Source organism: Rhodococcus sp. p52, from assembly GCF_000763325.2.
Classification (GTDB): Bacteria; Actinomycetota; Actinomycetes; order Mycobacteriales; family Mycobacteriaceae; genus Rhodococcus; species Rhodococcus pyridinivorans.
Window position 1 is genome coordinate 2,494,839 of record NZ_CP016819.1, and the last position, 13,333, is coordinate 2,508,171.

The window sequence follows — 13,333 nt, forward strand, 5'->3', positions numbered from 1 at the left end:
GCTAGTCGGTATGCGCCCGCGGTTCGTCGCGGCATCCGTGGGAGAGAGAAGTTCGATGCAGTCGGTGTATCCCGTCACGCGCGCGCAGCGGACCATCTATTTCGGTCATCAGCTCGACGCCACCGGGCACCTCTACAACACCGGCATGTACACCGAGACCATCGGTGACGACATCGACATCGACCGGATGATCACGGCGATCCACTCGGTCCTCGACGCCGCCGAGACCCTGCACGTCAACTTCGACGTCGACGCCGACGGCAATGTCGTCCAGATCCGGCGCGCGACCCGCGAGTGGGACCTGCCGGTCATCGACTTCCGCGGCGAGGACGACCCGGCCGCGGCGTCCGACCGCTGGATGCGCGCCACGATGAACGAACCGCAAGATCTAGCCCGCGACCTGCTGTTCCGATTCGCCATCCACCGCCTCTCCGACAACACGATGCGGCTGTACCAGCAGTACCACCACATCGTGAATGACGGCTACGGCATCGGTCTCGCGACCACCGCGATGACCAGGGCGTACGTCGAGGGCAAGGGTCCCGACCGCGCCACGGAGTGGACCCTGGAACGGTACGTGCGCGTCGACGAGGAGTACGTCGCGAGCGAACAACGCGAACTCGACCGCCGCTACTGGCTCGACGAACTCGCCGACCTCCCGCAGGTGACGCGCCTGCTCGGCTCTGGTCGCCTGTCGAGCCCCGGAGAACTCGTCGCCTGGTCGCACATCGACGCCGACGGACGCGGCCGGCTCGAGCGGTACGCCAGGGCCCACGGCACCCGGCCCGCCACCGTGCTCATCGCGCTCCTCGGCGCCTATCTGGCTCGGGCCACCCGTCGCCGTGACGTGGTGATCAGCCTGCCCACGACCGCGCGCGGCACCCGCGAACTGCGCACCGTGCCCGCGATGGTCGCCAGCGTCCTGCCCCTGCGCTTCGACGTTCCCGACGACGCGCGCCTGGCCGACGTCGCCGAGGTGATCGACGGCAAACTGCTCGGCCTGCTCAAACACGGCCGGTACCGCGGTGAGGATCTCGGTCGCGAACTCGCCGAGATCGACCCGGACTGGCGGCCCCCGACCGTCGGCGTGAACATCATGCCCGCAGCTGCCTCGCGGTACTCGGTCGGGCGGGAATCGCAGGCGCACATGCTGTCCTCCGGGCCGGTCGGCGAACTGGAATTCATCCTCGTGCTCGAGAAGGCCGGGCATCCGATCGAGATCGGACTGCGCGGTCATGCCGACGACGCACCGCTCGCGCAGCGCTGCGCCGCCGATCTCGACGACTTCCTCGCCGCGATCCTCGACGACCTCGACGCGCCGCTCGGCACCTTCGACGTCGCCCCGGCGCCGGCCCTCGGCGACAGCTCCGAGGCCGACCACGAGGACACCGCCGCCGGACCGCTCGCGCTGCTGCCGGCCACCGCGCGACGCCGCGACGCCGGACTCTCCGTGGACGCCGACCTGCGCGAATACCGCGTCCCGGCTCCGGAGGATCTCACCGACGACGCCGTGCTCGCCGCGGTCGCCGCCGTGGTCGAGCACCACCCGGCGCTGCGGACGACCCTCACCGCACCGGCCCCGGTGCTGTGGCTGCTGTCGGTGAACGATACCGCCGCCGTCGACGCCCGGACCCTCGTCGCGAACGCCGCCCTGCCGGTGGGAACCGCGACCGCCGACCTGCCCCTGCGCCCCGACGCCACCGCCGGCCGGGTCCTGACCGCGGTGCGGCTCACCGCTGCGGACGAGAGCGCCGGGGAACTGGTCTTCCTCGCCCCCGCCGGGCTCGTCGACGAGACGTCCTGGTCGATCGTCACCGCCGACCTGCACCGTGCCCTGCGCGCCGCCCGGCGCGGCACGCAGATCGTGCTGCCGCCCGTGCCCACCTCGCCCGCGACCCACGCCCGCGTCTTCACCGAGCAGGCCGCCTCCCCGCAGCGACTCGCCGAGCTTCCCGACTGGATGACCACCGTCGCACCCGGTGCCGAGTTCGCCGCAGCGGTGGCCACCGGCCGCACACGGACGCCTGTGACCCTCACCCTGACCGACGACGAATTCTCCATGGCGACCACCGCAGTGGCCGGTCTCGTCTCGGGCGTCTCGACCGATGTGTGGACCGCGGTGACCGCAGCCGCGGTCGCGGCCACCCGCGAGAGCGGCGACGGTGAACTGCTCGTCGACATCGTCCGCGACGGCCGCATCGCACTGGCCCCCGACGCCGACCTCACCCGCACCGTCGGCGCGCTCGACTGGACGACGCCGGTGCGGCTGGCGCTCGCCACCGATCCGCTCGACGCCCTGCGCACCGCGAAGGAACGCCTGCGCGCAGCCCCCGACCGGGGCATCGGCTGGCCGATGCTGCGTTACGCCAACGTCCAGGCCGGACCGGCCCTCGCGCCGCTCGGACAGCCGCAGGTGCTCGTGCGGAGCGGCGGAGACCGCATCGGCAACTACCTGCTCGATATCCACGTCGAACGGGGAACCGGCGGCGCCACGGTGCATCTGACCGCCGACGAGGCGCTCGACCCCGATCTCGTGGCCCGGCTCGCCGAGGCATGGCGCGCGGCATTCGACGATCTCCTCGGCCGCGCCGACGCAGCTTTGGGGCGGACCTGTCTCACTCCGTCCGATCTCGGGCACGTCACGCTCACGCAGACCGAGATCGACCGCGTCGCACGGATCGCGCCCGTGCGGATCGAGGACATCTGGCCGCTGTCGCCGCTGCAGCGCGGCCTGTACTTCCAGTCGGTCTTCGACTCGTCGAAGGACATCTACACCGCCCAGTTCTCGCTCGACTTCGGCCACCGCCTCGACGTCGAGCGCCTGCGCCGCGCCGCCGCACGTCTGCTCGCCGAGAACCCCACCGTGCGTGCCGGTTTCACCGACGACGGTCTGGCCGATCCGGTGCAGTTCATCGGCGCGGCGGATCTCGAGGTGCCGTTCACCGAGGTCGACCTCACCGACCTCGACCCCGCCGAGCAGCAGGCCCGCGCCGAGAAACTCATCGAGGAGGATCGGCTGCAGCCGTTCGACCTCGCGTCCCCGCCGCTGTGGCGCATGCTGCTGCTGCACCTCGACGGCATCGACCGTCTCGTCGTCAACCGCGAATTCATCCTGTGGGACGGCTGGTCCGGTGCGCTGTTCGTCGACGAACTGCTCGCCCGCTACGCCGGTGACGAAATCGCGGCGCCCGAAGCGGGTTTCACCGACTACCTGCAGTGGCTCGCCGCCCGCGACCGCGCCGCCGCCGAGCAGGCCTGGCGCGACGAGTTCGCCGGTTTCGACAAGCCCACGCTGCTCGCCGGATCCACCCGCGACCGCGCCGCCATCGTGCCGCTGCGCATCGAGTCGTACATCGACGAGACGCTCACCGCGACACTGCGCGATCGGGCCCGCAGCACGGGCGTCACCCTCAACGCGTTGATGAACGCCGTCGTCGGCCTGCTGCTCGCCGCCGAATCCGGCAGCACCGACGTCGTGTTCGGCTCCACCGTCGCCGGGCGGCCCACCGAGATCGTCGGACTCGACCGCGTGGTCGGCATGTTCCTCAACACCGTCCCGGTGCGGGTGCGCCTGTCCGGCGCCGAGACCGTCGCGGACCTGCTGCGCCGCATGCAGGACGAGTACGCCGACCGCATGGAGTTCGAATATCTCGGACTCGGCGACATCCTCCGCGCCGTCGGTCATTCCGAACTGTTCGACACCCTGTTCGTACTGCAGAACTTCAAGGACGCCGACGAGATGGCCCGGCAGTCCGCGCGGCACGACATCCTCGCCGAGGACAGCCTCGACCACACGCACTATCCCCTCGCGATCGTCGTGTCGCCGGGGCGGACCATGCACGTCAAGATCGACTACCGGCCCGACGTCGTCGACGGTGCGCGTGCCCGGGCCCTGCACGACCGCTTCGTGGCGCTGCTCGACTTCGTCGCCCGCGGAGTCGATCTGCCGGTCGCGTCCGTGCCCGCACTGACGGCCGCCGAACACACCGTCACCGACGCCCGGCTGCGCGCCGAGATCCCCGAGGTCGAGGACGTCACCGTCGCCGAGATGCTCATCGCCCGCGCCGCGACCGACGCCGACCGCATCGCCCTCGTCTCCGGTGAACAGAGCAGCACCTACGGCGAACTCGCCGGCCGCGTCGAAGCGCTCGCCCGCACCCTCATCGCCGGGGGAGCGGGACCCGAGACCATCGTGTGCCTCGGACTGCCCCGCAGCATCGACACCGTCGTCGCGCTCTTCGCGATCCTGCGCACCGGTGCCGCCTACCTGCCGCTCGAACTCGACCAGCCCGACGAGCGTCTGCGCACCGTCATCGACGACGCGCTGCCGGCGCTGTTCCTCACCACGACCGCGGTGCAGAACCGTCTCGGCCTGCCCGCCGACCGCAGCATCCGCCTGGACGGGCCCCTCGCCGCGAGTACCGCGCCGTTGACCGACGCCGAACTCGGTGCCTTCGCCCCGGGTCGGCCGGGCCGGCTCGAGCACCCCGCCTACGTCATCTACACCTCGGGGTCCACCGGCAAGCCGAAGGGCGTGGTCACCCCCTATCGGGGCCTGACCAACATGCAGCGCAACCACCAGGACGAGATCTTCGATCCGGTGGTCTCGTCGGTGGACGGACGCCGGATGCGGGTCGCGCACACCGTGTCGTTCGCTTTCGACATGTCGTGGGAGGAACTGCTCTGGCTCGTCGAGGGCCACGAGGTGCACGTCTGCGACGAGGACCTGCGTCGCGACGCCACCGCGCTCGTCGAGTACTGCAACACCCACGCCATCGACGTCGTCAACGTCACCCCTACCTACGCGACGCAGCTGATCGCGGACGGCATGCTCGACGAGGGTCCGGGACAGCACCGCCCGCCGCTCGTTCTGCTCGGCGGTGAGGCCGTGTCGGATTCGGTGTGGACGCGCCTGCGCGAGACCGATGGCACCCTCGGGTACAACCTGTACGGCCCCACCGAGTACACCATCAACACCCTCGGTGGCGGCACCGACGACAGCGCGACCCCCACGGTCGGCGTCCCCATCCGCGCGACCCGCGCCTACATCCTCGATCCGTGGCTGCGACCCGTCGTCGACGGTGTCGTCGGCGAGTTGTACATCGCGGGTGTGGGTCTCGCGCGCGGCTATCTGAACCGTTTCGGGCTCACCTCCGACCGCTTCGTCGCCGATCCGTGGTCGGCCGGTGGCCGCATGTACCGCACCGGCGACCTCATGCGCCGCCGCACCGACGGCAACCTCGACTATCTCGGCCGCGTCGACGACCAGGTCAAGATCCGCGGTTACCGCGTCGAACTGCACGAGATCGCGGCTGTGCTCGAGGAGCACCCCGAGGTCGGTACCGCGGCGGTGATCGCCGTCGACGACCCGCTCGTGCCCGGCACGAAACGACTTGCTGCCTACGCCGTTCCGGTCGGAGACGGCGATCCGCCCGACCTGTCGTCGCGGCTCGTCGCCCACCTGCGCGCCCAGTTGCCCGACTACATGGTCCCGGCCGGGGTACAGCTCATCGATTCCGTGCCGATGACCGTCAACGGCAAGCTCGACACCCGCGCCCTGCCCGAACCGCAGGCCGCCACGGGCCTCGGTGGACGCGCCCCGCGCACCGAGACCGAGAAGGTCCTGTGCGAGGTCTTCGCCGACGTCCTCGGGGTCGACGAGGTCGGCGCCGACGACGACTTCTTCGAACTCGGCGGGCACTCGATGATCGCCATGCGGATCGTCGGCCGCATCCGCTCCGAACTCGGTGTGGACGTCACCATCCGCGACCTGTTCGAGGCTCGCAGCGTCGAGGAACTCGCCCGCCGCATCCCCGGCGCCGCAGCGGCGCTCCCGCCGATCACCGCGCGGACGCGCCCCGACCGGGTGCCGCTGTCGGCCGCCCAGGAACGCCTGTGGCTGCTCCAGCAGTTGCAGGACGACAGCCTCGCCTACCACTACGCGCACGTCGCCCGCCTCGACGGCGCGGTGGACGCCGATGCCCTCGTCGCGGCGGTCGCCGACGTCGTGGAACGTCATGAGAGCCTGCGCACCGTCGTCGATTCCGAGGACGGCACGCCCTACCAGCGGATCCTGGACACGCCCGAGGCCGTGCGCTTCGAACTGCACGAGACAGAGTCCGAGGATGCCGTCCGGGCGCTGCTCACCGAGCGGCTCACCGCGTCGTTCGATCTGCACACCGCCCCGCCGCTGCGCGTGGTGCTGGTGCGCGTCGCGCCCGACCGGCACGTCCTCGCAGTGGTGCTGCACCACATCGCGACCGACGAATGGTCGGATGCGCCGCTGCTCGGCGACCTCACCCGCGCCTACCAAGCCCGGTCGGCCGGCGCGACACCCGAATGGTCTCCGCTGCCCGTCCAGTACGCCGACTACACGCTGTGGCAGCGCGAACTGATCGAGGCCGGCCGGATCGACACCCAGATCGACTACTGGACCGACACTCTCGCGCAATTGCCCGACGAGATCGTCCTGCCCACCGACCGGCCCCGCCCCGCGCGGCCGACCGGAGCGGCGGGCAACACCACCGCGACGGTCCCCGCCGACATCGCCGCCCGCCTGCGCGCGGTCGCGGATGCCCGCGGCGGCACGATGTTCATGGCGCTGCACGCGGCCGTCGCGGCACTGCTCTCCCGGCTCGGCGCGGGCGACGACATCGTCGTCGGCACCCCCGTCTCGGGCCGTTCCGACACCGCACTCGACGAACTCGTCGGTTTCTTCGTCAACACGCTGGTGCTGCGCACCGATCTGTCCGGCGAGCCCACCTTCGCCGAACTCCTCGACCGGGTGCGCGAGACCGATCTCGCGGCGATGGCGCACCAGGAGGTGCCCTTCCAGCAGCTCGTCGAGCGACTCGCACCGCCGCGCGTCGAGGGACGGAACCCGCTGTTCCAGGTGATGATGAGCTACCTGCAGCGCCCCGCGCAGCTGCCCGACCTGCTCGGTGTGCCCACCCGCTGGGAACCGCTGAGCAACGTCCGCGCCAAGTTCGACCTCAACCTCACCTTCGTCGACGCCCCGGACACCGGCGAGGTCGCCGTATCGGTCGAGTACGCGACCGACCTGTTCGACGCCACCATGGCCGACACGCTTCTCGCCGCGCTGCTCACTCTGCTCGATCAGGTCGCGAGCGCACCCGCGGCCCGGATCGGCGACGTCGCGATCCTCGACGCCGACGAGGCCGCGGGACAACTCGCCGTCGGCACCGGCGAGCGCGTCGACTTCGCTCTCGCCCCGCTGAGCGAGGTGCTCGCCCGCAGCGCCGCCGAGCACGCCGAACGGCCGGCTCTCGTCGCGGCCGACCACACCCTCACCCATGCCGCCCTCGACGCCGCCTCGAACCGCCTCGCCCGCGAACTCGTCGCGCTCGGCGCCGGTCCGGGTGCGATCGTCGCGGTCGCGGTGCCCCGCTCCGTGGGGCAGGTCGTCGCGATCCACGCCGTCGTGAAGTCCGGTGCGGCCTACCAGCCGATCGACACCACGCTGCCCGAAACGCGCATCGAGTACCTGCTCGGCGATGCGCATCCGCGAGTCGTGCTGACGCGCAGCGACATCGAACTGCCCGGCGAGCATCCGCGACTCGACCTCGACGACACCGAGGTGCGTGCCCGCATCGACGCCCGCAGCCCGGAGTCGGTCACCGACACCGACCGGATCGCGCCGCTCACCCTCGACCACCCGCTCTACGTCATCTACACCTCGGGGTCGACGGGTCTGCCCAAGGGCGTCGCCGTGTCGCACCGCGCCGTGGCGAACCGGCTCGAATGGGTGCGCCGCGAACTGCCCGCCTCGCCCGACGACCGGGTGCTGCTGCGCACACCCGCGACCTTCGACGTGTCGGTGTGGGAGTTGTTCGCGCCGTTCGTCGACGGTGCGAGCGTCGTCGTCGGCGGACCCGACGCGCACCGCGATCCCGTCGAATCGGCGACCCTGCTGCGCGACGGGAACATCACCGTCGCCCACTTCGTGCCGTCGATGCTCGAGGAGCCCCTCGCCGTGCCCGCCACCGCGGACGCCGCGAGCCTGCGCCGCATCGTGTGCAGCGGTGAAGCACTGTCGCCGCGCACCGTCGCACGCGCGGCGACGGTGCTCCCGCAGGTGAAGGTCCACAACCTGTACGGCCCGACCGAAGCCGCGGTGGAGGTGACCCTCGACGCCGACCCGGGTGCCCGGATCGGTTCGCCTACCCGCGGTTCCGTCATCGGGCGGCCGGGCGCGAACGTGTGCCTGTACGTGCTCGACCGGTATCTGCGCCCCGTGCCGGCCGGCACCCCCGGTGAGCTGTACATCGGGGGAGTACAGGTTGCGCAGGGCTACCTGCGGCGCCCGGCGCTCACCGCCCAGCGGTTCGTCGCCGACCCCTACGGCGATCCCGGCGACCGGCTCTACCGCACCGGCGACCTCGCACGCTGGGACGCCCACGGCGACCTCGAATATCTCGGCCGCGGCGACGACCAGATCAAGCTGCGCGGTCTGCGCATCGAACTCGGCGAACTCGAGGCGGCTCTCGATGCCGTCGACGGTGTCGCCCGTGCTGTGGCCGCGATCAAACCCCGTCCCGCAGGCGATTCGGTGCTCGTCGGATATATCGTTCCCGCAGCGGAAGTCGCGGTGGATCCGGTGGCGGTCCGTGACGCACTCGTCGGACGTGTGCCCGACTATCTGCTGCCCGCACGGGTTTTCGTGATCGACGCGGTCCCGACGACCTTCAACGGCAAACTCGATCGCGGTGCCCTTCCGGCACCGGAGTTCGACACCGGATCCGGACGGCAGCCGTGTACCGAACTCGAGGCGACGATCGCGACACTGTTCGCCGATGCGCTGGGACTCGACGAGGTCGGTATCGACGTCGACTTCTTCGCGCTCGGTGGGCATTCCCTCGCTGCGATCCGGCTCGTGAACGCGATCCGTTCGGAGCTCGGCGCGGATCTGGCCCTGCGCACGGTCTTCGGCGCCCCGACGGTGGAGTCGCTCGCGCAGCGGTGCGCGGCCGCCGGGCAGGCGTCGCCGCGACCCGCGCTGGTGGCGGCCGACCCGCGACCTGCGATGGTGCCGCTGTCGTACGCGCAGCAACGCCTCTGGATTCTCGACCAGCTCGGGGCCCGCGGCGGCGTGTACAACGTGCCTGTCACGTGGCGGGGGCACGGGCGCGTCGACGTCCCGGCACTCGAAGCGGCCGTGCGCGACGTCGTCCTGCGCCACGAGGCGCTGCGCACGGTCTTCCCGAGCGCGGACGGACAGGCCTACCAGCAGGTGCTCGCGCCGGACGAGGTCCGCGTGGTCGTCGACCACCGCTCGGTCGCCGCGGCCGATGTCCACGATGCTCTGGCCGAGGCGATCGATCACCGCTTCGATCTGTCGGCCGAGCTCCCGGTGCGGCTGTCGGTCCTCGACGCCGGGGACGGCACCGTGGTGGCGCTGGTGATTCACCACATCGCCGTCGACGAGTGGTCGACCAAGGCGCTGCTCACCGATCTGGCGACCGCCTACGCGCTGCGGCAGGTGGGGCGGGCACCGGAGTGGACGCAGCCCGCCGTGCAGTACGCCGACTTCACACTGTGGCAGCGCGACCTGCTCGGCGACCCGGCGGATGCGGAGTCGCTCGCCGCGCGTCAGCGCGCCTACTGGCGCGACGCCCTCGCCGGCCTGCCCGAGGAAATGCCGCTGCCGACCGACCGGACCCGTCCGGCCCGCACCTCCTATCGCGGTGGCGCGGTGCCATTCGCGCTCGACGCGGAGGTCGTGCGCGCACTGCGGGAACTCGCACGCGCACACGACGTCTCGATGTTCATGGTCGTGCAGGCCGCCGTCGCGGTGCTGCTCGCCGCCTACGGCGGCGGCGAGGACATCCCCCTCGGCACCCCGGTCTCCGGACGCGGCGACGCGCAACTCGAGGATCTCGTCGGTTTCTTCCTCAACACCCTCGTGCTGCGCACCGACCTGTCCGGCGACCCCACCGTCGCCGAACTGCTCGACCGGATCCGCCGCACCGACCTCCAGGCGTTCGACCACCAGGACCTGCCCTTCGAGCAGGTCGTCGACGCGGTGCTCGGCTCCGACCGATCCGTCTCGCGCGCCCTGCACCCGCTGTTCCAGGTGATGATCGTCTATCTCGTCGAACCCGATCCGCGCAGTGCGGGTGGGCTCACGGCGGGGGTCACCCCCGAACCGCACCCGATGGAGACCTCGAAGTTCGACCTGTCGTTCGACCTCGTCGAGTATGTGGGCACCGACACCCTCGTCGGCGTCGTCGAGTACAGCTCCGACCTGTACGACCGCGGCACCGTCGAACGTCTCGTCGCCGGACTCGACCGGGTGCTGCGCACGCTGGCCGGGGGAGAGGCGCACCGGCGCCTGTCCGCCATCGACGTCCTGCCGGCCGACGAACGCGCCCGGCTCGAACAGTGGCGGGCCACACCGGCACCGGTCGCCGAAGCCGTCACCGTCGCGGACCTGTTCGACGACGCGGTCGCCCGTCACCCGCACGAGACCGCGCTCGTGGCAGTCGATCTCGAATGGAGTTTCGCCGACCTCGCGTCCCTGGTCCGCCGGTGGGCGCGACTGCTCGTCGACCACGGTGTCGCTCCCGAGACCCGCGTGGCGCTCGTGCTGCCCCGCACGGCCGACACGATCGCGGCGATGCTCGCGGTGCTCGTCTCCGGCGGTGCCTACGTCGCGCTCGAACCGCGCACTCCCACCGAGCGTCTCGCGACGATCCTCGGCACCGCGGAGCCGGCCGTCGTGCTCACCACCCGAGAACTCGCGTCGTCGCTGCCCGCGGTGGACGCGCCGGTGCTCGCGCTCGACGACGAGACGCTCGCGGCGCGGGTCGCCGGCTACGACGACGCCCCGCTGACCGACGCCGACCGGCTCGCACCGCTGCGCGCCGACCACCCGGCCTACGTCGTGTACACCTCCGGCTCCACCGGCACACCCAAGGCGGTCCTCGCCCTGCACCGCGGCCTGACCGCGCTGTTCCACAGCCACCGCGCCGACCTCTACGCGCCGACGCAGGCACGGACCGGACGCGACCGGCTCCGGGTCGGCCACGCGTGGTCGTTCGCCTTCGACGCGTCCTGGCAACCGCAGCTGTGGCTCTTCGACGGGCACGCGGTGCACGTCGTCGACGAGAAGGTCCAGCGCGATCCGGCCGAGATGGTCCGCGTCGCCCACGAATCCCGCTGGGACTTCGTCGAGGTCACCCCGTCGCACCTCGCGCAGCTGCTCGATCACGGACTCGCGGACGACGGACGGTGCCCGGCCTCGCTCGGCTTCGGCGGCGAGGCGGTCTCCCAACCGATGTGGGACCGGTTGCGCGGGCTGGACGGCGTGAGCGCCTACAACCTCTACGGGCCGAGCGAGAGCACCGTCGACGCGCTCGTCGCACGGGCTTCGGACGCCGAGGCGCCCGTTGCGGGCCGACCGGTCGCCGGCACCCGGGCCTACATCGTCGACCGGTGGATGCGTCCCGCGCCGATCGGTGTGGAGGGCGAGCTCTACCTCGCCGGTCGTGGACTGGCCCGCGGCTATCTCGCCGACCCGGGTCGCACCGCCGACCGTTTCGTCGCGGACACGATCGATCCGGAATTCCCCGGAGACCGCATGTACCGCACGGGTGACCGGGCCCTGTGGACGCCCGACGGACACATCCGCTACCGCGGACGCGGCGACGACCAGGTCAAGATCCGCGGATACCGGATCGAACCGGCCGAGATCGAGACCGTGCTCTCGTCGCGACCGGACGTCGCGACCGCAGTGGTGCTCGCCCGCACCGATCTCGGTGCGACGGCACGTCTCGTCGCCTACGTCGTCCCGGCCGCCGGGTACACCCTCGACGCCGAGACGCTGCGACGCGCGGTCGCGCGGGTGCTGCCCGACTACATGGTGCCGTCGGCGACGGTCGTGCTCGACGCCCTGCCCACGCTCGCCAACGGCAAGATCGACCGCGCAGCGCTGCCGCGACCGGAACTCGCCCCGCGAACGCACCGGGCACCGTCCACACCGGCCGAAGAGCTGCTGTGCGCCCTCGCCTCCGAGGTCACCGGCGTCGAGCAGGTCGGCGTCGACGACGATCTGCTCGAACTCGGATGCGACAGCATCTCGGTGATGCGGATCCTCGGCGGACTGCGGGCGGCCGGATACGTGATCGACGCCGAGTCGATCTTCACCGCCGGGTCGATCGGCGAACTCGCCGCGACCCTCCACGAGGACGAGATCCGCGGCGCCGGGAACGGACACCCGGACGACGGACCTACGAAGAGTTCTACAGCAGAGGAGAATCGATGAGGATCCACAAGCGACTGCGCCGGATCGGCGTCGCCCTCGCCGCCACCGCCATGCTGGTCGGTGTCACGGCGTGCGGCTCGGACACCGACAGCGGCAGCTCGTCCGGCAGCGCGACGGCGGCGAACGGCGAGTTCCCGGTCACCGTCTCCGGCAAGTTCGGCGACACGACCGTCGAGTCGGCCCCGACCCGCGCCCTGCCGCTGTCGCCGCAGGACGCCGACATCCTGCTGTCGTTGGGCGTCACCCCGCTCGCGCTCCCCGTCGATGCCCAGAACCTCGCGGCGACCGGCGGCACCGGCGTGTGGCCGTGGGAGGCCGAAGCACTCGGCGCCGACGTCCCGCCGCTGCTGAACATGGACGGCGGTGCCACGGTGATCGCCGAGCAGATCGCCGCGCTGCAGCCCGACATCATCGTCTCCACCGGCTTCTGGGGACTCGAACAGAACACCTACGACCAGCTCGCCGAACAGTTCCCCGTCGTCCACTTCGACTACCGCGCCAACGGTGAGCCGTGGCAGGACTCCACCCGCAAGATCGCCTCGGCCCTCGGCATCCCCGAGAAGGCCGAGGAGGTCATCGAGCAGGCCGAGGTCGATCTCGACGCCGCCAAGGAGCAGTACCCCGCACTCGAGGGCGCGACCTACAACGCGATCATCGGCGACACCGGTGGCCAGCTGTCGGTGCTCGCCGCCGACGACCGCGGCATCGGGCAGTTCCTGAACTCGCTCGGCCTCGAGCTCAGCGAGTACGCGAACACACTGCAGGTCGATGCGGACGGACGCGGTGTGCTGTCCTACGAGGAGATCTCGCAGCTCGACGCCGACCTGCTCGTGGTCGTCTCGCCCACCGGCGATCTCGGATACCTGACCAAGTTCGAGGCGTGGAACCGTCTTCCGGCCGTCGAGCGCGGCGCGGTCGTCTCGCTCGCCCGCAACACCGGCATGCCGAACGCCGTGGGCTTCCCGTCGGCGTTGTCGCTGAAGTGGGCCACCGACGAGATCGCTCCGATGCTCGCCGACGCCGCCGCGAAGTCCGAGTGACGGCCCGGCA

The 13,333-nt window shown here is 71.3% G+C and carries 2 protein-coding genes; both read left to right on the top strand.

All coding sequences use genetic code 11. The features are described 5' to 3' along the window. Positions 1 to 55: 55 nt before the first annotated feature. Positions 56 to 12,283 carry a non-ribosomal peptide synthetase gene (locus IM25_RS11650; protein WP_065996052.1) on the top strand — a complete coding sequence of 4,076 codons (12,228 nt, stop codon included), beginning with the start codon at positions 56 to 58 and terminating at the stop codon, positions 12,281 to 12,283. Continuing rightward, positions 12,280 to 13,323 (top strand): ABC transporter substrate-binding protein, encoded by a 1,044-nt coding sequence (locus IM25_RS11655; RefSeq protein ID WP_006553897.1) that lies wholly within the window; start codon positions 12,280 to 12,282, stop codon positions 13,321 to 13,323. Before IM25_RS11650 ends, IM25_RS11655 begins: the two co-directional genes overlap by 4 nt. The last annotated feature ends 10 nt before the right edge of the window (positions 13,324 to 13,333 follow it).